Origin of the sequence: Actinokineospora bangkokensis, assembly GCF_001940455.1 — a bacterium.
Classification (GTDB): Bacteria; Actinomycetota; Actinomycetes; order Mycobacteriales; family Pseudonocardiaceae; genus Actinokineospora; species Actinokineospora bangkokensis.
In genome coordinates this window covers 303,744-323,366 of sequence record NZ_MKQR01000028.1, presented here as the reverse complement: position 1 = coordinate 323,366, position 19,623 = coordinate 303,744, and the positions used below count along the sequence as shown (strand labels likewise).

18 protein-coding genes are annotated in these 19,623 nt (G+C 74.1%); 10 read left to right on the top strand and 8 right to left on the bottom strand.

All coding sequences use genetic code 11. The features are described 5' to 3' along the window. Nucleotides 1-11 precede the first annotated feature (11 nt). On the bottom strand, nt 12-446 hold the full coding sequence (locus tag BJP25_RS28565; RefSeq protein WP_075978104.1) for a YbaB/EbfC family nucleoid-associated protein: 435 nt from the start codon (nt 444-446) through the stop codon (nt 12-14). Nucleotides 447-627: 181 nt separating this feature from the next. Between BJP25_RS28565 and BJP25_RS28560 the strand changes: the two genes are divergently transcribed. Both BJP25_RS28560 and BJP25_RS28555 read left to right on the top strand, forming a co-directional pair. Next, entirely contained in the window at nt 628-1,557 is a 930-nt protein-coding gene (locus BJP25_RS28560) for an ABC transporter ATP-binding protein (RefSeq protein WP_233158315.1), read from the top strand. After that, nucleotides 1,554-2,738 (top strand): ABC transporter permease, encoded by a 1,185-nt coding sequence (locus BJP25_RS28555; RefSeq protein WP_075978103.1) that lies wholly within the window; start codon nt 1,554-1,556, stop codon nt 2,736-2,738. The genes BJP25_RS28560 and BJP25_RS28555 overlap by 4 nt, the downstream gene beginning before the upstream one ends. A 299-nt stretch (nt 2,739-3,037) precedes the next feature. Here the strand turns inward: BJP25_RS28555 and BJP25_RS28550 are convergent, their stop codons facing one another. From BJP25_RS28550 to BJP25_RS28540, 3 genes are all read right to left on the bottom strand, one after another. Beyond that, nucleotides 3,038-4,405 carry a cryptochrome/photolyase family protein gene (locus tag BJP25_RS28550; RefSeq protein ID WP_075978102.1) on the bottom strand — a complete coding sequence of 456 codons (1,368 nt, stop codon included), beginning with the start codon at nt 4,403-4,405 and terminating at the stop codon, nt 3,038-3,040. Between the two features lie 88 nt (nt 4,406-4,493). Further along, nucleotides 4,494-5,804, bottom strand: a complete 1,311-nt coding sequence (locus BJP25_RS28545; RefSeq protein ID WP_075978101.1) for a citrate synthase — start codon at nt 5,802-5,804, stop codon at nt 4,494-4,496. 210 nt (nt 5,805-6,014) lie between these two features. After that, nucleotides 6,015-6,608, bottom strand: a complete 594-nt coding sequence (locus BJP25_RS28540; protein WP_075978100.1) for a TetR/AcrR family transcriptional regulator — start codon at nt 6,606-6,608, stop codon at nt 6,015-6,017. Between the two features lie 94 nt (nt 6,609-6,702). On the opposite strand from BJP25_RS28540, the gene BJP25_RS28535 reads away from it, so the two are divergent. Then, a complete protein-coding gene (locus BJP25_RS28535) occupies nt 6,703-7,848 on the top strand; it encodes an acyl-CoA dehydrogenase family protein (RefSeq protein ID WP_075978099.1) in 1,146 nt (381 codons plus the stop codon). Between the two features lie 93 nt (nt 7,849-7,941). Here BJP25_RS28535 and BJP25_RS28530 read toward each other — a convergent pair whose 3' ends face one another. Beyond that, nucleotides 7,942-9,141: an amidohydrolase gene (locus BJP25_RS28530; RefSeq protein ID WP_075978098.1), complete on the bottom strand. Its 1,200-nt coding sequence runs from the start codon at nt 9,139-9,141 to the stop codon at nt 7,942-7,944. Beyond that, nucleotides 9,138-10,046, bottom strand: a complete 909-nt coding sequence (locus tag BJP25_RS28525) for an aldose 1-epimerase family protein (protein WP_075978097.1) — start codon at nt 10,044-10,046, stop codon at nt 9,138-9,140. The genes BJP25_RS28530 and BJP25_RS28525 overlap by 4 nt, the downstream gene beginning before the upstream one ends. A gap of 105 nt (nt 10,047-10,151) precedes the next feature. On the opposite strand from BJP25_RS28525, the gene BJP25_RS28520 reads away from it, so the two are divergent. Continuing rightward, nucleotides 10,152-10,976 (top strand): MBL fold metallo-hydrolase, encoded by an 825-nt coding sequence (locus BJP25_RS28520; protein WP_075978096.1) that lies wholly within the window; start codon nt 10,152-10,154, stop codon nt 10,974-10,976. 133 nt (nt 10,977-11,109) lie between these two features. On the opposite strand, the gene BJP25_RS28515 is transcribed toward BJP25_RS28520, so the two are convergent. After that, on the bottom strand, nt 11,110-12,387 hold the full coding sequence (locus tag BJP25_RS28515; protein ID WP_233158314.1) for an MFS transporter: 1,278 nt from the start codon (nt 12,385-12,387) through the stop codon (nt 11,110-11,112). A gap of 106 nt (nt 12,388-12,493) precedes the next feature. Further along, a complete protein-coding gene (gene pdxH, locus BJP25_RS28510; protein WP_075978095.1) occupies nt 12,494-13,153 on the bottom strand; it encodes a pyridoxamine 5'-phosphate oxidase in 660 nt (219 codons plus the stop codon). A 342-nt stretch (nt 13,154-13,495) separates the two neighbouring features. Between pdxH and BJP25_RS28505 the strand changes: the two genes are divergently transcribed. The 6 genes from BJP25_RS28505 (at nt 13,496) to BJP25_RS28480 (ending at nt 19,591) form a co-directional block, all read left to right on the top strand. Continuing rightward, a complete protein-coding gene (locus BJP25_RS28505; protein WP_075978094.1) occupies nt 13,496-14,647 on the top strand; it encodes a citrate synthase 2 in 1,152 nt (383 codons plus the stop codon). A 148-nt stretch (nt 14,648-14,795) separates the two neighbouring features. Beyond that, nucleotides 14,796-15,620, top strand: a complete 825-nt coding sequence (locus BJP25_RS28500) for an ABC transporter ATP-binding protein (protein ID WP_075978497.1) — start codon at nt 14,796-14,798, stop codon at nt 15,618-15,620. Continuing rightward, nucleotides 15,617-16,420, top strand: coding sequence for an ABC transporter permease (locus tag BJP25_RS28495; protein WP_075978093.1), 804 nt, complete (start codon nt 15,617-15,619; stop codon nt 16,418-16,420). Before BJP25_RS28500 ends, BJP25_RS28495 begins: the two co-directional genes overlap by 4 nt. Then, nucleotides 16,402-17,574, top strand: coding sequence for a sensor histidine kinase (locus BJP25_RS28490; RefSeq protein WP_143219361.1), 1,173 nt, complete (start codon nt 16,402-16,404; stop codon nt 17,572-17,574). The genes BJP25_RS28495 and BJP25_RS28490 overlap by 19 nt, the downstream gene beginning before the upstream one ends. Continuing rightward, nucleotides 17,571-18,194, top strand: coding sequence for a response regulator (locus tag BJP25_RS28485; protein ID WP_075978092.1), 624 nt, complete (start codon nt 17,571-17,573; stop codon nt 18,192-18,194). The genes BJP25_RS28490 and BJP25_RS28485 overlap by 4 nt, the downstream gene beginning before the upstream one ends. Before the next feature lie 44 nt (nt 18,195-18,238). Continuing rightward, entirely contained in the window at nt 18,239-19,591 is a 1,353-nt protein-coding gene (locus BJP25_RS28480) for a serine hydrolase domain-containing protein (protein WP_075978091.1), read from the top strand. Nucleotides 19,592-19,623 lie beyond the last annotated feature (32 nt).

The following is a 19,623-nucleotide window of genomic DNA, read 5'->3' as shown; positions in this document are numbered from 1 at the left end:
TCCGCCCCGTTCTAGTTCACGACTTCGGGTGGGTTGTCGAAGTACTCGTCGTCGGACCGCTTGTCCCGGCGCGGCGCGGGCGCGCCGCCGTCCTCGGCGTCCCCGCGGAAGCCCACCGGCATGCTGGACTTGACGACGTCGAGCGCCTCCCCGTCGCCGACCAGGCCCTCCATGGCCGCCACCACCTGGGCGCTGGCGTCGCGCTGCGCCTGCCGGGTGGTCTCCATGATCAGCCTGGCCAGCTGGTCGGGCTCGTGCTCGCGGGCGCCCTGGCGCAGGACGAGGCCGGTGGTCACGCCGTTGGCGCTGACGTGCACCGACACCTCGCCGTCGGAGGAGGTCGCGGACCCGGAGATCTCCTTGAGCGCCTTCTCCGTCTTCGCGGCCTTCGCCGCCACCTGCTGCAGCTCCTCGTCGTACTGCGCGAGCCACTGTTCAGGGTTCATCCTGACCTCTCCAATGGTCCTACCCGGAGCATCCGCCCCTGTATGACGGAGCATCCTCCGATCGGTTCCGGCTCGTGCCGGAAACGCCGAACTCGTTTGCGGTCGCACCGGGCACCGGCGTGCCGACCCGCCCGCACCCGGGATACTGGACCACGACGGAGCAGCCGGGAAGGGGTACTTGGTGCCTTCTGCGAGGGCGGGGGCGGCGCACGCCGGGGCCGCGGGGCTGCTGGTCACGGCGGTGAGCAAGCGGTTCGGCCCGGTGACCGCCCTGGACCGGCTCGACCTGCGGGCCGACCCCGGCGAGCTGGTCGGCTTCGTCGGCGGCAACGGCGCGGGCAAGACCACCGCCATGCGGGTGGTGCTGGGCATCCTGCGCCCCGACTCCGGCGCGGTCACCTGGGGCGGCGCCCCGGTCACCCCGGCCGACCGGGTGCGCTTCGGCTACCTGCCCGAGGAGCGCGGCCTCTACCCCCGGATGCGCGTCCTGGACCACCTGGTCTACCTGGCCGAGCTGCACGGCGCCGACGTCGACACCGCGCACCGGGCCGCCGAGGACTGGGTGGCCAGGCTGGGCCTGCGCCCGCACCGCGGCACCGAGGTGCAGCGGCTGAGCCTGGGCACCCAGCAGCGCGTGCAGCTGGCCGCCGCCCTGGTGCACGACCCGGTGCTGCTGGTGCTCGACGAGCCGTTCTCCGGCCTGGATCCCGCCGCGGTCGACGTGCTCGCCGACGTGCTGCGCGAGCGGGCCGCGGCCGGGGTGCCGGTGCTGTTCTCCAGCCACCAGCTCGACCTGGTGGAGCGGGTCTGCGACCGGGTGGTCATCGCGCGGGCGGGCCGGGCGGTGGCCGCCGGGACGGTGCCGCAGCTGCGCGCGGGCAGCGGTGAGGTGCTCGTCGTCGACGCCCCCGGGGCCCGCCCCGGCTGGGCCGACGGCGTCCCCGGCGCCCGGGTCACCGGCGTCGAGGGCACCAGGACCGTGCTGGCGCTGGCCGAGGGCGCCGACGAGCAGCTGGTGCTCGCCGCGGCGCTGGCCACCGGCCCGGTGCGCGAGTTCCGCCTGGCCCGCCCCGCCCTGGTCGACCTCTACCGCGAGGTGGTCGACCGGTGACCAGGACGGTCTGGGTCATCGCCCGCCGGGAGCTGCGCACCCGGCTGCGGGCGCGCTCGTTCCTGCTCGGCACCGCGGTGTCGGTGGCGGTGCTGGTGGCGTTCGTGCTGGTGCAGACCTCGCTGTTCACCGACCGGCACGGCCCCCGGGTCGGCCTGCTCGGCCAGGCCACCGCCATCGCCGAACCGCTCAAGGACGAGACCAGGGCCCGCGGCCTGGTGGTGGAGACCACCACCATCCGCGACCAGGCGGACGGCACCGCCCAGGTCGCGGACGGCACCCTGGACGCGCTGGTCACCGGCACCCCCAGCGCCCTGCGCGTGCTCGTGCGCGACTCGGTCGACGAGAACCTGCGCGGCGCCCTCACCGCGCTGGTGCAGCAGGAGGTCCTGCGCGGCCTGCTCGCCACCCTCGGCGACGACGTCGACCCGGCCGAGGTCCTCGCCACCGTCTCCGACGCCACCGTGGACGTGCACGCCATCGACACCGGCGACCCCGCCCGCGGGCAGCGCCTCGCGGTGGCGCTGGTGGTGGTCGTGCTGCTCTACACGTCACTGCTGCTGCACGGCACGATGGTCGCCCAGGGCGTCGTGGAGGAGAAGTCCAGCCGCGTCGCGGAGCTGCTGCTCGCCGCGGTGCGGCCCTGGCAGTTGCTGCTGGGCAAGGTGATCGGGCTCGGCGTGGTGGGCCTGGCGCAGCTGTCGGTGATCGGCGGCGCGGGGGTCGTGCTCGCCTGGGCTACCGGCGTGCTGACCATCCCGGCTGCCGCGGCGGGGACCCTGCTGTGGGGCCTGGTCTGGTACCTGCTCGGCTACCTGTTCTACGCGGCGGTGTTCGCGGCGGCGGGATCGCTGGTGTCGCGGCAGGAGGAGACCCAGTCGGTGCTGCTGCCGGTGACCTCGGTGCTCGTGCTGGCGTTCGTGCTCGGCTTCGGCCTGCTGTCCCGGGCACCCGGCGGCGCCGCGACGGCGGTGCTGTCGCTGCTGCCGCCGTTCGCGCCGATCCTCATGCCGGGGCGGCTGGCGCTGGGGGTGGCCAGCGGGTGGGAGGTGGCGGTGGCGCTGGTGCTGATGGTGGTGGCGGTGGCGGGGCTGGCGTGGGTGGGTGGGCGGGTGTACGCGGGGGCGATCCTGCGGACGGATGGGCGGGTGCGGGTGCGGGAGGCGTTGCGCGGGGTGTGAAGGGGGCTGCTGCGCGGCTTGGGGAGCGGGGAGCTGCTGCGCAGCTCTGTGAAGAGCGCGGATTGGTTTGCGGGCTCGATGCGGTGGTTGTGCTTGGTCGGGGCCCCTGCGGCGATCATGCGCTGTCGGGCGGGGAAAAGGCGGGCTGAAAAGACGCCCGCCCGTCCCGTTGGGTAGCACATGATCGCCTCCCCCGACCAAGCACAACCACCCCATCGAGCAGTCCTCGTGGGGCGCGTTGCGGTTTGTGGGTGGGCGCGCTGCTTTGAAGGCAGCGGGGTGGGGCGTGGAAGGTGGGGTTAGGCCTTGATCTTGTTGTAGCGGTCCAGGGCCACTTGGCGTTCGTGGGCGTGGTCGACGATGGGGGTGGGGTAGCCGTTGGGGGGGTTGTCCTGGGGCTGGTGGACCTTCTTGCCCTCGATGCCGCGGAGTTCGGGGACGTACTTGCGGACGTAGTCGCCGGTGGGGTCGAACTTCTCGGCCTGGGTGGTGGGGTTGAAGACGCGGAAGTAGGGCGAGGCGTCGGTGCCGGAGCCCGCTGTCCACTGCCAGCCGTGCTGGTTGGAGGCGAGGTCGCCGTCGACGAGGTGCTGCATGAAGTGGCGGGCGCCGCGCCACCAGGGCAGGTGCAGGTCCTTGGCGTAGAAGGAGGCGACGATCATGCGGACGCGGTTGTGGACCCAGCCCTCGGCCAGCAGTTGGCGCATGCCCGCGTCGACGATGGGGAAGCCGGTGCGGCCCTCGGCCCAGGCCCGGTGGTGCTCGTCGGCGTGCGGGCCGGAGTCGTGCTCGATGGCGTCGAAGCGCTCGTTGAAGTTCTCCCTGGCCGTCCGGGGCTGGTTCCACAGGACGTCGGCGTAGAAGTCGCGCCAGGCCAGTTCGGTGCGGTAGGTGTCGGGGCCGTCGCCGGAGTGCCCGGCGAGGTCCGCGAGGAGGGTGCGCGGGTGCACGCAGCCCCAGCGGAGGTAGGCGGACATGCGGGAGGTGCCGTCCACACCGGGCTTGTCGCGGTCGCGCTTGTAGTCGCGCAGCGGGCCTTCGAGGAAGTCCGACCAGTGCTCCAGCGCGGCCCGCTCCCCCGGCTCCGGCAGGGTGGCCGAGTGCGCGGGCGCGGTGGGGACCCGCACCCGCCGCGGGCCGCCGGACTTGTCCCCGGGGTCCACCCACTCCACTGTGGACTTCGACGTGCTCGCGGGCGCGCGCCAGCCGTGGCGGGCCCAGGCGCGGCTGAACGGGGTGAAGACCTTGAAGGGGGTGCCGTCGTCCTTGGTCACCCGGCCGGGGGTCACCGCGTACGGGGAGCCGGTGCGCACCAGCTCGACGTCGCCGAGGGCCTGTTCGACCCGCTCGTCGCGGCGCCTGCCGTAGGGGCCCGCGTCGGCGGAGACGTGCACCGAGCCCGCCCCGAACGCCCGCGCCACCCGGGGGACGGCGTCGACCGGGTCGCCGTGCACCACCAGCAGCCTGCCGCCGAGCTGGTCGTCGAGCGCGCGCAGGCAGCCGTAGAGGAAGTCCAGCCGGGGGGCGCCGGAGCGGTCGCGCAGCGCGTCGTCGAGGACGTAGAGGGCGACCGCCGAGCCCGCGCGGTCCGCGGCCTCCAGCAGCGCCGGGTGGTCGCCCAGGCGCAGGTCGCGGCGGAACCAGACGATCGCGGGGGATGCTGCCACGGCGGCAGACGCTACCCACCCCGGCGGGTCCCCGCACAGCGGAGGGCCGCCCCCGGTGCCGGGGGCGGCCCTCCTGGCGGGACCGGGCTCAGCGCTCGGTGATCGCCTTGAAGTCGCGCTCGGTGTGGCCGGTGTAGACCTGCCGCGGGCGGCCGATCTTGGTGGCCGGGTCGTTGATCATCTCGCGCCAGTGCGCGATCCAGCCCGGCAGGCGGCCCAGGGCGAACAGGACGGTGAAGAACTTCGTCGGGAAGCCCATCGCCCGGTAGATCAGGCCGGTGTAGAAGTCGACGTTGGGGTAGAGCTTGCGCTCGACGAAGTAGTCGTCGGCCAGCGCGTGCTCCTCCAGCTGCTTGGCGATGTCGAGCAGCGAGTCGTTGCCGCCGAGCTTGCCGAGGATGTCGTCGGCGGTCTTCTTCACGATCGCCGCGCGCGGGTCGTAGCTCTTGTAGACCCGGTGGCCGAAGCCCATGAGCTTGACGCCGTCCTCCTTGTTCTTCACCTTCTTGACGAAGGTGTCGACGTCGCCGCCCGAGTCCCGGATGCCGACCAGCATGTCCAGCACCGCGGAGTTGGCGCCGCCGTGCAGCGGGCCGAACAGCGCGTTGATGCCCGCGGAGATGGAGGCGAACAGGTTGGCCTCCGACGAGCCCACCAGCCGCACCGTGGAGGTCGAGCAGTTCTGCTCGTGGTCGGCGTGCAGGATGAACAGCAGGTCCAGCGCCCGCACCATGTCCTGGTCGAGCTCGTAGGTCTCGGCCGGGAAGCCGAAGGTCATCCGCAGGAAGTTCTCCACCAGGCCCAGCGAGTTGTCCGGGTAGAGGAACGGCTGGCCGACCGACTTCTTGTAGGCGTAGGCGGCGATGGTGGGCAGCTTGGCCAGCAGCCGGATGGTGGAGATCTCGACGTGCTCGGGGTCGAACGGCTTGAGGCTGTCCTGGTAGAAAGTGGACAGCGCGGAGACCGCGGAGGACAGCACCGGCATCGGGTGCGCGTCGCGCGGGAACCCGTCGAAGAACCGCTTGAGGTCCTCGTGCAGCAGCGTGTGCCTGCTGATCTTGTGGGTGAAGTCGTCCAGCTCGGCCTGCGTCGGCAGCTCGCCGTAGATGAGCAGGTAGCTGACCTCCAGGAAGGTCGACTTCTCGGCCAGCTGGTCGATCGGGTACCCGCGGTAGCGCAGGATCCCCGCGTCGCCGTCGATGTAGGTGATCGCCGAGGAGCACGACGCGGTGTTGACGAACCCGCTGTCCAGGGTCACCAACCCGGTCTTGGCCAGCAGCTTGCCCAGGTCGACGCCGGAGGTGCCTTCGGTGGCGGGGGCGATCGCCATCTCGTGCTCGCCGCCGGGGTAGTGCAGGGTGGCGGTCTTGTCGGTGGGCGCAGCGGTCCCGTCGGGCATGTGCAAGTACCTCTCACACTCGGTCAGGGCGGTGACGGCCGAGCCGGTGCGGCCCTGGTCGGGTGCGATCGCGGCTCGATGTCGCCGCAGCGCAGCACCGCCCCGTTGGGGTCCTGAGCTTCCTACGCTAGTGCGCCCGCCGCAGCACGGACAGCCGTACCCCGGCCTGCGGCGGGCTCATGGGACACGTATCACAAGGCGGCGGCGGGTTCAGCGGTCGTCGGCGCGCGCGAGCCCGCCGAGCAGCAGGTCGGACAGGCCCGCGAAGGCCGCGGAGTCCGACACCCCGGCCCGCTCGCCGATCACCCCCGACTGGATGCCCTCGATCAACCAGCCCGCCATCTCCCCGACCAGCCGGGCCGGGACGTCGCGGAAGCGGCCCTGGGCGACGCCCTCGGTGATGAACCCGCGCAGCCGGGCCGCCGCGGCCTGGGCGTTGCGCTGGTACACCGCCCGGGTGGGCGGGAAGTCGACCACGTCGCGGACGAACGCGGCCGAGGCCACGCCCAGCTCCCTGGCCGCGCCGGAGAGGTAGGCCGCGATCCGCTCGCGCGCGTCGCCCGCGCCCGCCACGTCCTTCTCCACCCGCTCGGTGGCCACCCGGAAGAACTGCCCGACCACCTTCAGCGCCAGCTGCTCCTTGCTCGGGGCCAGCGCGTACAGCGTCGACTTCGAGCAGCGCAGCCTTGCGGCGTAGTCGTCGAGGGTGACCCCGGCGAAGCCCTCGACCAGGAACAGCTGGAGCAACTGGTCGAGCAGCGCGGCCTGGCGGGCCGTCGGGGTGCGCCGGGTGGAGCGGGTCATCGGCCCAGGTTATCGACAGCCCAGCACCCCGCACAGTACGCTGGAGGGCACCCCAGTACAGCTGCGCGTACCGCGTGTTCCCCGGAGGACCCCGATGACCGTCGACCGCGTGCTGCCCGACACCGACGCCGAGGACCTGCTGGCCCTCGTCCGCGAGATCGCCCGCGACGAGCTGGCGCCGCACGCGGCCAAGCACGAGGAGGCCGGGCAGTTCCCCCGCGAGCAGTTCCGGCTGCTGGGCCGCAGCGGCCTGCTGGGCCTGCCCTACGCCGAGCGCTGGGGCGGCGCGGAGCTGTCCTACGAGGTCTACCTGCAGGTCTTGGAGGAGGTCGCCGCCGCGTGGATGTCGGTGGGCGTCGGCCTGTCGGTGCACACCATGTCGTGCTGGGCACTGGCCCACCACGGCACCGACGAGCAGCGCGACCGCTTCCTGCCCGACATGCTCGGCGGCGACCTGCTCGGCGCCTACGCCCTGTCCGAGCCGCACGCGGGCTCCGACGCCGCCGCCCTCACCACCCGCGCCCGCCGCGACGGCGACGCCTACGCCGTCACCGGCACCAAGGCCTGGATCACCCACGGCGGTGAGGCCGACTTCTACACCACCATGGTCCGCACCTCCGACGACGGCAGCCGCGGCATCAGCTGCCTGCTCGTCGACGCCGCCACCCCCGGCCTGTCCGCCGCCGCCCCCGAGCGCAAGATGGGCCTCACCGGCTCCACCACCGCCCAGATCACCTTCGACGCCGCCCGCGTCCCCGCCGACCGCCGCATCGGCCCCGAGGGCGCGGGCCTGCGCTTCGCCCTGGAGGCCCTCAACTCCGGCAGGCTCGGCATCGCCGCCTGCGCCGTCGGCCTCGCCCAAGCCGCCCTCGACGAGGCCGTCGCCTACGCCGCGGGCCGCACCCAGTTCGGCAGGCCCATCATCGACTTCCAGGGCCTGGAGTTCGTCCTCGCCGACATGGCCGCCGCCGTCGACACCGCCCGCGCCACCTACCTCGACGCCGCCCGCCGCCGCGACCGCGGCCTGCCCTTCGTCCGCCAGGCCTCCGTCGCCAAGCTGGTCGCCACCGACGCGGCCATGAAGGTCACCACCGACGCGGTCCAGGTCCTCGGCGGAGCCGGTTACACCCGGGACTTCCCGGTGGAGCGCTACATGCGCGAGGCCAAGGTGACCCAGATCTTCGAGGGCACCAACCAGATCCAGCGCATGGTCATCGCCCGCCAGCTCAAGTCCGCCTGACCACCCCGTCGAGCCCGCAGGGCAATCCGCGTTCTTTGAGGCTGCTGCGCAGCAGCTCCACGTCCTCCCCCCGCTGCGCAGCAGCCGAACCCCTCACGCCTCCCGGTAGTACGGGTCCTCCGTCACGCCCAACCCCGTCGCCTCGTCGAAGTGGTAGACCTGCCTGCCGTTGACGAAGACCTGCATGGCTCGGCTCATCACGTCGAGCGGGTCGCCCGACCAGAGGACGATGTCGGCGTCGAGGCCGGGGGCCAGGGCGCCGACGCGGTCGTCCAGGCCGAGCATCTGGGCCGGGTTGTGGGTGATGCTGCGCAGGCCCACCTCCGGGTCCAGGCCCTCCTTGACGGCCAGGGTGACCTGGTGGACGAGGAAGTTGATGGGGATGACCGGGTGGTCGGTGGTGATGGCGATGCGCACGCCCGCGCGGGCGAGGATGCCGGGGTTGCGCAGGGTGCGCTGGCGGAGCTCGACCTTGCTGCGGGTGGTGAACAGCGGGCCGATGACGACGGGGATGTCGCGCTCGGCGATGAGGTCGGCGAGCAGGTGGGCCTCGGTGCCGTGGTTGAGGACGAGGTTGTAGCCGAACTCCTCGGCCAGGCGCAGGGCGGTGGCGATGTCGTCGGCGCGGTGGGCGTGCTGGCACCAGGGGAGTTCGCCGTCGAGGACCTTGACGAGGGCCTCGTTGGTGAGGTCGCGGTCGAAGGGGCCCTCGGCGGCGTCGCGCTTGGCCTTGTAGTCCTGGGCCTTGGTCAGCGCCTCGCGGATGACCGCCGCCACGCCGAGGCGGGTGGAGGGCATCTGCTTCTTCTCGCCGTAGACGCGCTTGGGGTTCTCGCCCAGGGCGCTCTTCATGCTCACCGGGTCGCGCAGCAGCATCTCGTCGACGGTCTTGCCCCACGGCTTCACCGCGACGGTCTGGCCGCCGATGACGTTGCCGGAGCCGGGCTTGACGACGATGGTGGTGACCCCGCCCGCCAGCGCGTCGCGGAAGCCCTCGTCGTCGGGGTTGATGCCGTCGAGCGCCTTGACCTTGGCGGTGACCGGGTCGGTCATCTCGTTGGTGTCCTGGCCCGCCCAGCCCTCGGCCTCCTCGTGCACGCCGAGGTGGCCGTGCGCCTCGACGAAGCCGGGCAGCACCCAGCGGCCGGACGCGTCGACGACCTCGGCGTCGCCGGGCACGGCCACGTCCGCGCCGACGGCGGTGATCCGCCCGTCCTCGACCAGCACCGTGCCGCCCTCGACGACCTCGCCCAGCACGGGGACGACCCGGCCCCCGGTGATCGCGACCTTCACGCGCCCTCCCCCTCGACCCACGAGATGCCCCACGACCCGGTCCAGCTGTCCCCCGGGGCGAGCACGAGCACGTCCTCACCGGAGTTGAGCGCGTCCGGCGGGCAGGTCATCGGCTCGACGGCCACGGCGCGCTGCCCCTTCCCGGGGAACTCCGCGGCCGTGTAGACCTGCACCCACTTGAACACCGCGTCCGCCCACACCTCGACGCCGCCGCCGGGGCCGGTGACGGCGTGGCGGACCAGGCCGTCGGCGCCGGGCTCGCAGCCGCCGAAGGCGTCGTCGAGCACCACGCCGCGCAGCGGCTGGCCCGCGGCGAAGTCGAAGTCGGTGATCGGTTCGGCGGGACCGCTGGGCAGCAGGCGCTCGGGGTCCACCGGCAGCCGCGTGGTGGCGGCGAGGGTGAGCGCGCAGTCGTCGACGTCGGCGTTGCCCGGCCTCGGGTACGGGTGGGTGCCGACGCCGAAGGGCATCGGGTCCTCGCTGAGGTTGCGCAGGCCGTGGGTGACGGTGAGCCCGGAGTCGTCGACGAAGTAGGTCACGGTGGTCTCGAAGGTGAACGGCCAGCCGGGGCGGCGGTCGACGAGCACCGACAGGGTGACCGAGTCCTGCGCGCGGGCGGTGGCGGTCCACTCCTCGTGCCGGACGAGGCCGTGGATGGCGTTGCCGCGGTCGGGCTCGGTGAGGTTGAGGTGCTGGGTCACCCCGTCGAGCGGCCACTGCCCGTCGGCCACCCGGTTGGGCCACGGGACCAGCACCGCGCCCGCGCCCATCGGCGGGGCCTGGTCGGCGGCGTAGGTCTCGGCGTAGGGCACCCCGTCGCGCTCCAGCACCCGCAGGCCCGCGCCGTGCGCGCTGACCACAGCGCGGGCCCGACCGGACCGGATCTCCCACTGCTCAACGTCCATGGCCGGAAGCCTACGGCCCGGCGCGCCCGCCCACAGACCTCTGGACCCGGGGCCCGGGAGCGTGTTGGATCTCCCCGGCCGGTCCTCACCTGGAAGGTGTCCCCCATGCGCGTGCACCACCTCGACTGCGGTCCGATGCGCCCGCTCGGCGGTTCCCTCGTCGACGGCCGACCGGGGCTGCTGCGCACCGCGCGGATGTGCTGCCACGTGCTGCTCGTGGAGTCCCCGGACGGGCTCGTGCTGGTCGACAGCGGGCTCGGCCGCGGCGACCTGGCGAACCCGCCGGGCACGATGCCCCGGCCGTTCTGGTGGCTGGTGAACCCGCGCCGCGACCCGGCCGCCGCGGCGGTGGAGCAGGTGGCGGCGCTCGGGTTCGACCCGCGCGACGTGCGGCACGTGCTGCTCACCCACCTCGACCTCGACCACGCGGGCGGGCTCGTCGACTTCCCGTGGGCCACGGTGCACGTGCACGGGCCGGAGCTGCGGGCCGCGACGAACCCGGCGACGGCCGGGGAGAAGCAGCGCTACGTGGCGGCGCAGTGGGCGCACCAGCCGAAGTGGGCCGTGCACGAGGACACCCCGGGTGAGCGGTGGTTCGGCCTGGACGCGGTGAAGGCGCTGCCCGGCCTGTCGGAGGACTTCCTGCTCGTCCCGCTGCCCGGGCACACGCGCGGGCACGTCGGCGTCGCCGTCAAGGGCGACGACGGCTGGCTGCTGCACGCGGGCGACGCCTACTTCCACCGCGCGCAGCTGGACCAGAAGCCGTCGACGACGCCGGTGCTGCGCGTGTTCGAGGGTGCCGTGCAGACGTTGGCCAAGGAGCGCAAGGCGAACCAGCAGCGCCTGCGCGACCTCGTCCGGCAGCACGGTTCGGAGGTCGCGGTGTTCTCCGCCCACGACGACACCGAGCTGTCGCGCTTCACGTCCTAGCGGGCGACGGGCGTCCTCCTGGCGCAGCACGAGCACGGCGGCGCCAGCGAACACCAGCAGCGGCAACGTGGTACCGCCGAGCAGTGAGATGTCCACTATGGACACCAGCAGCACGGCGGTCGCGACCGCCGGGTCAGCCCTGGAAGCGGTAGCGCCAGAACGCGGGGGCGCAGGCGACCGCAACCCCGGTCAGCACGACCACCAGCGCGCCACCCGCGACCAGGGCCACGCTCGCGCCGACGGCCTCGGCGCCCCAGCCGTGCAGCACGTCGGCCAGCCGCGGCCCGCCCGCCACGACGACGGTGAACACCCCCTGCATGCGCCCGCGCATCTCGTCGGTGGCCTCCGTCTGGAGCATGGCGCTGCGGTGCACGGCGCTGACCAGGTCGAACCCGCCCGCCAGGGCGAGCAGCAGCACGGCCAGCCACAGCGCCGAGGTCAGCCCCGCCGCGGCGACGCACAGCCCCCAGGCGCAGACCGCGAGGGTGATCACCGCGCCGCGGCGGGTGAGCCGGGAGAACGTGCCGGAGAACAGGCCGAAGACCACCGACCCGATCGGGATGGCCGCGTAGAGCAGGCCCAGCGCCACTCCCCCGCCGCCGGGCGGGTCCCCGAAGGAGCGCTCGGCCAGCTCGGGGAACAGCGCCCGCGGCATCCCCGCGACCATGGCGATGATGTCCACCAGGAACGACATCAGCAGCAGCTTGCGGGCGGCGAGGTAGCGGAAGCCGTTGAGGATGTCGGCGATGCCCGCGGTGCGCGAGGAGGTCTCCCCTGGCGGGATGGCGGGCAGCCGCAGCACCATCAATAGCGCGATGACCAGCGCGGCGGTGTCGACGAGGTAGAGGGTGGGCAGCCCGAGCAGCGGGATGAGGGCGCCCGCGAGCAGCGGCCCGAACACCGAGCCGAAGGTGAACGTGGTGAAGCTGAGCGCGTTCGCGGGCGGCAGCAGCTCCGGTGGCACCACCCGGGCCACGGCGGCGCTGCGGGTGGGCATGTTCACCGCGGCGAACGCCTGCTGGACGGCCAGCAGCACCAGCAGCGCGGGCACCGAGCCCAGGCCGAGGAAGGCCTGGGCCCAGAACAGCCCGGAGGTCACCGCGATGCCGATGTTGCTGACCACCATGACCTTGCGGCGGTCGACGGCGTCGGCGATGGCGCCGCCCCAGAGCCCGAACACCAGCAGCGGGACCAGGCCGACCCCGCCCGCCACGCCGACCCAGCCGGAGGACCCGGTGAGGTCGTAGACCTGCTTGGGCACCGCCACGGCGGTCAGCTGGCTGCCGATGGCGGTGACCGCGGTGGAGTACCAGAGCAGGCGGTAGTCGCGCACCCGCAGCGGGCGGGTGTCGATGACGATCTTGCCGATGACCTCGCGCAGCCTGCCGCGCGGTCGCACCTCGTTGCTCACGAGCGGAGCTTAGCCCCGCTAACCTTTAACGCCGCTGTGATGTCCCCAGGTCACCGGACACACCAGGCAGGCGGCACGGGCAGCGGGGCGCGAGGGCCCGCGGGCCTCACGGGCCGAGGCGCTCGACCTTCCAGCCGCCGCGGGTGTTCTTGAACCGCAGCCGGTCGTGCATCCGGTCGGCGCGGCCCTGCCAGAACTCCACCGACTCCGGCTGGATCCGCCAGCCGCCCCAGTGCGGCGGCACCGGGATGGTCTCGGCGTCGGCGAACTGGCGCTCCACATTGGCCAGCGCGGCCTCCAGCGAGCCGCGCCCGCTGACCACGATGGACTGCGGGGAGGCCCAGGCGCCCAGCTGCGAGCCGCGCGGGCGCTGCGCCCAGTACTCGGCGGTCTCGGCGCTGCGCACCTTCTCCACGGTCCCGCGCACCGTCACCTGCCGCTGGAGGCCGTACCAGGGGAAGGTGGCCGAGGCGTAGCGGGTGGCGAGCAGGTCGTGGCTCTTGGCGGAGGTGTAGTTGGTGAAGAACACCACCCCGCGCTCGTCGAGGCCCTTGGCCAGCACGGTGCGCGAGGACGGCAGGCCGTCGGCGCTCGCGGTGGCGAGCACCATGGCGTTGGCGTCCGGCAGCCCCTGCGACGCGGCCTGGTCCAGCCACAGCTGGAGCTGCTCGTGCCAGGTCGGCAGCAGCTCCCCCTCGGCGAGGGTGCCCTCCTCGTAGGCGACGCGCATGGTCGGGAGCTTCAGTGCGATGTCGCCTGCCGTCATGGGGGCCTCTCCTCGCTGCTCAGGGGTCACCTCGCAACCTGAAAGGTACGGGGATTCCCGGTGAACGGAAACCGCTCGACCGGTGACGGGTACCACCGGATCCGTGCAGTTCACGGGGTTTGGATCACCCCTTGGAGGGTTTCGGACACCTGAATCGTTCCACTGGATCGTGACCGACGACACCGGCGGGAAAGATTGCAGGCTCGTCCGGCACAGGGGAAGGTCGGAGCCAGCCGTGCACTGGTGCCCGGCGCTCGCGCGCTGCCACGAGCTGCCTGCCGCAGGGTGCCGACCGGACACGGCCGCGGACCGCAACATGGGCATCGGGAAGGGCAGAGGCGAATGACGAACGCGGTGCACGACGGCAAGGCACAGGACCCCGCCCCCGCGGAGCCCGACGACGGCTTCCGCCCGGGGTTGGAGGGCGTGGTCGCCTTCCGCACCGAGATCGCCGAGCCCGACCGCGACGGCGGCGCGCTGCGCTACCGCGGCGTGGACATCGAGGACCTGGCGGGCAAGGTCACCTTCGGCGACGTGTGGGCGCTGCTGGTCGACGGCCGCTTCGGCACCGGCCTGCCGCCCGCCGAGCCGTTCCCGCTGCCGGTGCACTCCGGCGACGTCCGGGTCGACGTGCAGGCGGGCCTGGCCATGCTGGCGCCGATCTGGGGCTACCAGCCGCTGCTCGACATCACCGACGCCGAGGCCCGCGACCAGCTGGCCCGCGCCTCGGTGATGGCGCTGTCCTACGTGGCGCAGTCCGCGCGCGGCATCTACGAGCCCGCCGTGCCGCAGTCGCGGGTCGACCAGTGCTCGACGATCACCGAGCGGTTCATGACCCGCTGGCGCGGCGAGCCCGACCCCCGGCACGTGCAGGCCATCGACGCCTACTGGGTCTCCGCCGCCGAGCACGGCCTCAACGCCTCCACCTTCACCGCCCGCGTCATCGCCTCCACCGGGGCCGACGTGGCGGCGTCGCTGTCCGGCGCGATCGGCGCGATGTCCGGCCCGCTGCACGGCGGCGCCCCGGCCCGCGTGCTGCCGATGATCAAGGCGGTGGAGGAGTCCGGCGACGCCCGCGGCTTCGTCAAGGGCCTGCTCGACCGCAAGGAGCGGCTGATGGGCTTCGGGCACCGGGTCTACCGGGCCGAGGACCCGCGCGCCCGCGTGCTGCGCCGCACCGCCAAGGAGCTCGGCGCCGAGCGCTACGAGGCCGCCGAGGCGCTGGAGCAGGCGGCGCTGGCCGAGCTGCGCGAGCGCCGCCCGGACCGGGCGATCGAGACCAACGTGGAGTTCTGGGCGGCGGTGATCCTGGACTTCGCCCAGGTGCCCACGCACATGATGCCCGCGATGTTCACCTGCGCGCGGACCGCGGGCTGGTGCGCGCACATCCTGGAGCAGAAGCGCACCGGCCGCCTCGTGCGCCCGGCCGCCAAGTACATCGGCCCCGGCCCGCGCAAGCCCGAGGAGGTCGAGGGCTGGGGCACCACCGCCTGACCCGGCACCTCGTCGCGGAAGCCGCTTCCCCCCGCGGGAGGCGGCTTCCGCCGTTCCCGGGGTTGTCCACCGATCGGTGGACAGCGGGGTCAACCCCGCGGTCGTCCCACCGCGACGGTCCACACGCGATGCTCGACGGGTGGACGTGATCGAGGTGACGGGGTTGCGCAAGAGCTACGGCGGCACGACCGCGGTGGACGGTGTGGGGCTGGGCGTGCGCTCGGGGGAGGTGTACGCCCTGCTGGGCCCGAACGGCGCCGGGAAGTCGACGACCGTCGAGGTCCTGGAGGGGCACCGGCGCCGCGACGCGGGCCGGGTGCGGGTGCTGGGCGAGGACCCGGCGCGGGCCGGGCGGGCGTGGCGGGCCCGGATCGGGATCGTGGCCCAGTCGGCCACCGACGCCGGGGAGCTGTCGGTGCGGGAGGTCGTGCGGCACTTCGCCCGCTACTACCCCGACCCGCGGCCGGTGGACGAGGTGCTGGAGCTGTGCGGGCTGCGCGACCGGGCGGGGGCCAGGCTGGCCTCGCTGTCGGGGGGCCAGCGGCGCCGGGTGGACGTCGCGCTGGGCATCGTGGGCAGGCCGGAGCTGGTGTTCCTGGACGAGCCGACGACCGGGTTCGACCCCGAGGCGCGGCGGCGGTTCTGGGACCTGGTGCGGTCGCTGCGCGACAGCGGCAGCACCGTGCTGCTGACGACGCACTACCTGGACGAGGCCGAGGCGCTGGCCGACCGGCTGGCGGTGATCGCGGGCGGGCGGATCATCGCCGAGGGCACCCCCCGCACCGTCGGCGGCCGGGACACCGCGCCCGCGCTCGTGCGCTGGACCGACGGCGACGGCGAGCACGAGACGACCTCCGCCGACCCGGCGGGGCTGGTCGTCGAGCTGGCCCGGCGCGGGCCGGTGCGCGGGCTGGCCGTGCGGCAGCCGAGCCTGGAGGACGTGTACCTGCGGTTGATCGGGGCGGCGGCGTGACCCGCCCGGTGGCGCTGCCCAGCCCGCTGCGGATCGGCCTCGCGAGGGGTGTGGCCGAGCTGCGGATGTTCTTCCGGGCCAAGGAAGCCGTGCTGTTCACGTTCTGCCTGCCCGCGCTGGTCCTGCTGCTGCTCGGCGGGATCGGCGGCGGCGGGGCGGGCCCGGAGCCGTACTCGCACGTGCTCGCCGCGAGCACCGTCGCCTACGGCGTGCTGTCGACGGCGTTCCTCAGCGTCGGCGTCGGCATCACCGCCGACCGGGAGGACGGCACGCTCAAGCGCCTGCGCGGCACGCCCGTCCCGGCGGGGGCGTACTTCGCGGGCAAGGTCGTGCTGGTGGCGGTCAGCTCGCTGGCCGAGGTGGCGCTGGTCCTGCTCGTGGCGGTGGTGGCATTCGACCTGCCGCTGCCCGCCGACCCGGGCCGGTGGCTGACCTTCGCGTGGGTGTTCGCGCTCTCGGTGCTGGCGTGCTCGCTGCTGGGCATCGCCGCGAGCAGCCTGGTCCGGTCCTCGCGGGCCGCGGCGGCGGTGCTCAACGTGCCGGTGCTGGCCCTCCAGTTCACCTCCGGGGTGTTCGTGCGGACCAGCGCGCTGCCCTCGGTGATGACCCAGGTCGCGGCGCTGTTCCCGGTGCGGTGGATGGCCCAGGGCTTCCGCTCGGTGTTCCTCCCGGACACGATGGCCGCACAGGAGGTGGCGGGATCGTGGGAGCACGGGACGGTGGCGCTGGTGCTGCTCTGCTGGTGCGCCGTCGGCGCGGCGCTGTGCGCGGTGGTGTTCCGGTGGACCGACCGGCGGTGACGGCGCGGGCCGAGGACAGCCGGTCGCTGCGCCTGTGGGACGCCTACTACGCGGTGGGCTACCTGTTCGTGCCCGCGCTCATCGCCTCCGGCGACGCGCCCGGCCGGTTCTGGGCGGCCGGGGCGGTGCTGGCGATCGGCGTGCTCTACGCCGCCTACGGCCGCGACCGGGCCGTGCTGCGGGAGCGGGCGCCGCACACGTGGGTCTTCACCGCGGTGTCGCTGGTGCTGTTCGCGGTGGCGCTGCGGCTGGCCCCGGCGAGCGCGTTCGCCCTCTTCGCGCTCTGCCCGATGGTGTTCATGGCGCTGCCGCTGGCCGCGGCGGCACCGGTGGTGGTGCTGGCCAACCTGCTGCCGCTGCTGGTGCCCGCGCTGACCGGGCAGGGCGTCGGCGACCTGGGCGGGCTGCTGCCCACGGCGGTGCTCGGGCTGGCGCTGTCGCTGCTGATGGGCACGTTCATCCACCGGGTCGTGCGGCAGAACGGCGAGCGGGCCCGGCTCATCGGGGAGCTGGAGGCCAGCCGGGCCGAGGTCGTCCGGCTCTCGCACGAGGCCGGGGTGGCCGCCGAGCGGGCCCGGCTGGCCGGGGAGATCCACGACACCCTCGCCCAGGGCTTCACCAGCATCATCACCCTGCTCCAGGCCGCCGAGGCCGACCAGGACCGGGACAGGGTGGACCGGGCGCTGGCGCTGGCCACCCGCACCGCCCGGGAGAACCTGGCCGAGGCCAGGGCGATGGTCGCCGCGCTGGCCCCGACCGCGCTGGCGGGCGGCGGCCTGGTCGCCGCGCTGCGCCGCCAGGTCGAGCGGCTGGCCGCCGAGACCGGCACCGCCGCGGACTTCCACGCCGAGGGCGTGCCCGGGGGCGGGCTGCCCACCGGGGTCGAGGTCGTGCTGCTGCGCACCGCCCAGGAGGCGCTGGCCAACGTCGGCAAGCACGCGGGCGCCACCGCCGTCACCGTCGACCTGGTGCACGCCGCGGGCGCGGTGGTGCTCACCGTCACCGACGACGGCGCGGGCTTCGACCCCGGCGCCCCCACCGACGGCTACGGCCTGCGGGGCATGCGCGCCCGGGCCGAGCAGGTGCGCGGCGAGCTGGCCGTGCAGTCCGCCCCCGGCCAGGGCACCACCGTCGTGCTCAAGGTGCGCCCGTGATCACCGTCCTGCTGGTCGACGACCACCCGGTCGTGCGGCAGGGGCTGCGCGGGATGCTCGCCGCCGAGCCCGACCTCGACGTGGTGGGCGAGGCCGGCTCCGGGGCGGAGGCCGTGGCCACCGCGCGGGCGCTGCGCCCGGACGTGGTGCTGATGGACCTGCGGATGCCCGGCCTGGACGGGGCGGGCGCCACCGCCCGGATCACCGCCGAGCTGCCGGGCACCCGGGTGGTGGTCGTGACGACCTACGAGACCGACGCCGACATCCTGCGCGCGGTGGAGGCGGGCGCCGCGGGCTACCTGCTCAAGGACGCCTCCCGCGCGGAGCTGGCGGCGGCGGTGCGGGCCGCCCACCGCGGCGAGACGGTGCTGGCCCCCTCGGTGGCGGGCAGGCTGGTGCACCGGGTGCGCGCGCCCGCCCGACCGGAGCTGTCCGGCCGGGAGGTGCAGGTGCTCGCGCTGGTGGCCACGGGCATGACCAACGCCGAGGTCGGCCGGGAGCTGCACATCGGCGAGGCCACGGTGAAGACCCACCTGCTGCGCGCCTTCGCCAAGCTGGGCGTCTCCGACCGCACGGCCGCGGTGACCACCGCCATGGCCCGCGGCCTGCTGCCCGGCTGAGCCCCGGGGGAGGCCGCCGCCGGGCATGGCCGACAATCGCCGGCATGCTGCAGACCACTGAGCACGCGCTGCTGCGCAGGCTGGCCACCGAGCAGTCCACCTCCCGCGCCCCGTCGCTGGTCGCGGGGGTCGTGCGCGGCGACGCGCTGGTGTGGCACGGCGAGCGCGGGCGGGTGGACGGCGCCGCCCCCACCACCGACACCCAGTACCGGATCGGGTCGATCACCAAGACCTTCGTCGCGGTGCTGGTCATGCGGCTGCGCGACGAGGGCGTGCTCGACCTCAACGACCCGCTGGAGGCGCACGTCCCGGGCACGAGCTTCGGCCGGGCGACCATCGCGCAGCTGCTCTCGCACACCGCCGGGCTGACCTCGGAGTCGCCGGGGTCCTGGTGGGAGCGCACGCCGGGCGCCGACTGGGACGCGCTCAACCGGTCGCTGACCCCGGACACCACCAAGCTGCGCCCCGGGTCGCGGTTCCACTACTCCAACGTCGGCTACGGCGTGCTCGGCGAGGTCGTGGCCCGCCACCGCGGCACCGACTGGTACTCGGCGCTGCGCGCGGAGGTGCTCGACCCGCTGGGCATGGCCCGCACCACCCCGCACCCCGAGGGGGCGGCCGCCACCGGCTACGCCGTGCACCCGCACGCCGACGTCCTGCTGCACGAGCCCACCCCGGACGCCGGGGCGATGGCCCCCGCGGGCCAGCTGTGGTCGACGGTGGCCGACCTGTCGACGTGGGCGCGGTTCGTCGGCGGCGACACCGGCGGGGTGCTGCACCCGGACACCGTCGCGGAGATGCGCGAACCCGCCCACGTCGAGGACGCCGACGCCTGGACCACCGGCTACGGCCTCGGCCTGCAGACGATGCGGGTGGGCGGGCGCAGGCTCGCGGGCCACGGCGGGTCGATGCCCGGCTTCCTGGCCATGGTGCTGGCCGACCCGGCGACCGGCACCGGGGCGCTGTGCTTCGCCAACTCCACCTCCGGGGTCGGCATTGGCGCGCTCGCGGTGGACCTGATCACGACCGTGGAGCAGCTGGAGCCGTCGCTGCCCGCCGAGTGGGAGCCCGACCCCGCCGCCGACCCGGCCCTGCTCGCGCTGACCGGGCACTGGTACTGGGGGCCGACCCCGTACGTGCTGCGGCTGCTGCGCGACCGGTGGCTGGAGCTGGTGCCGGTGTCCGGCCGCGGCCGGGCCTCGCGCTTCGAGCCCGCGGGCACCGACGAGTGGGTCGGCCTCGACGGCTACTACGCGGGCGAGACGCTGGCCCTGCGCCGCGACGCCGCCGGGGACCCGTCGCACCTCGACCTGGCGACCTTCGTCTTCACCCGCCTGCCCTACGGCACCCCGGAGGCCGTGCCCGGCGGCGTCGAGGAGGGCTGGCGGACCACCTGACCCGCGCTGCCGGGCCGGGACGGTGCCGGGCG

Bases quoted from the DNA above. Each gene is read 5' to 3' on its own strand.
- BJP25_RS28520 (WP_075978096.1), top strand. From the start codon at position 10,152: ATGCGCGTGCACCACCTCGACTGCGGTCCGATGCGCCCGCTCGGCGGT.
- BJP25_RS28505 (WP_075978094.1), top strand. From the start codon at position 13,496: ATGACGAACGCGGTGCACGACGGCAAGGCACAGGACCCCGCCCCCGCG.
- BJP25_RS28480 (WP_075978091.1), top strand. From the start codon at position 18,239: ATGCTGCAGACCACTGAGCACGCGCTGCTGCGCAGGCTGGCCACCGAG.
- pdxH (WP_075978095.1), bottom strand. From the start codon at position 13,153: ATGACGGCAGGCGACATCGCACTGAAGCTCCCGACCATGCGCGTCGCC.
- BJP25_RS28565 (WP_075978104.1), bottom strand. From the start codon at position 446: ATGAACCCTGAACAGTGGCTCGCGCAGTACGACGAGGAGCTGCAGCAG.
- BJP25_RS28545 (WP_075978101.1), bottom strand. From the start codon at position 5,804: ATGCCCGACGGGACCGCTGCGCCCACCGACAAGACCGCCACCCTGCAC.
- BJP25_RS28525 (WP_075978097.1), bottom strand. From the start codon at position 10,046: ATGGACGTTGAGCAGTGGGAGATCCGGTCCGGTCGGGCCCGCGCTGTG.
- BJP25_RS28540 (WP_075978100.1), bottom strand. From the start codon at position 6,608: ATGACCCGCTCCACCCGGCGCACCCCGACGGCCCGCCAGGCCGCGCTG.
- BJP25_RS28535 (WP_075978099.1), top strand. From the start codon at position 6,703: ATGACCGTCGACCGCGTGCTGCCCGACACCGACGCCGAGGACCTGCTG.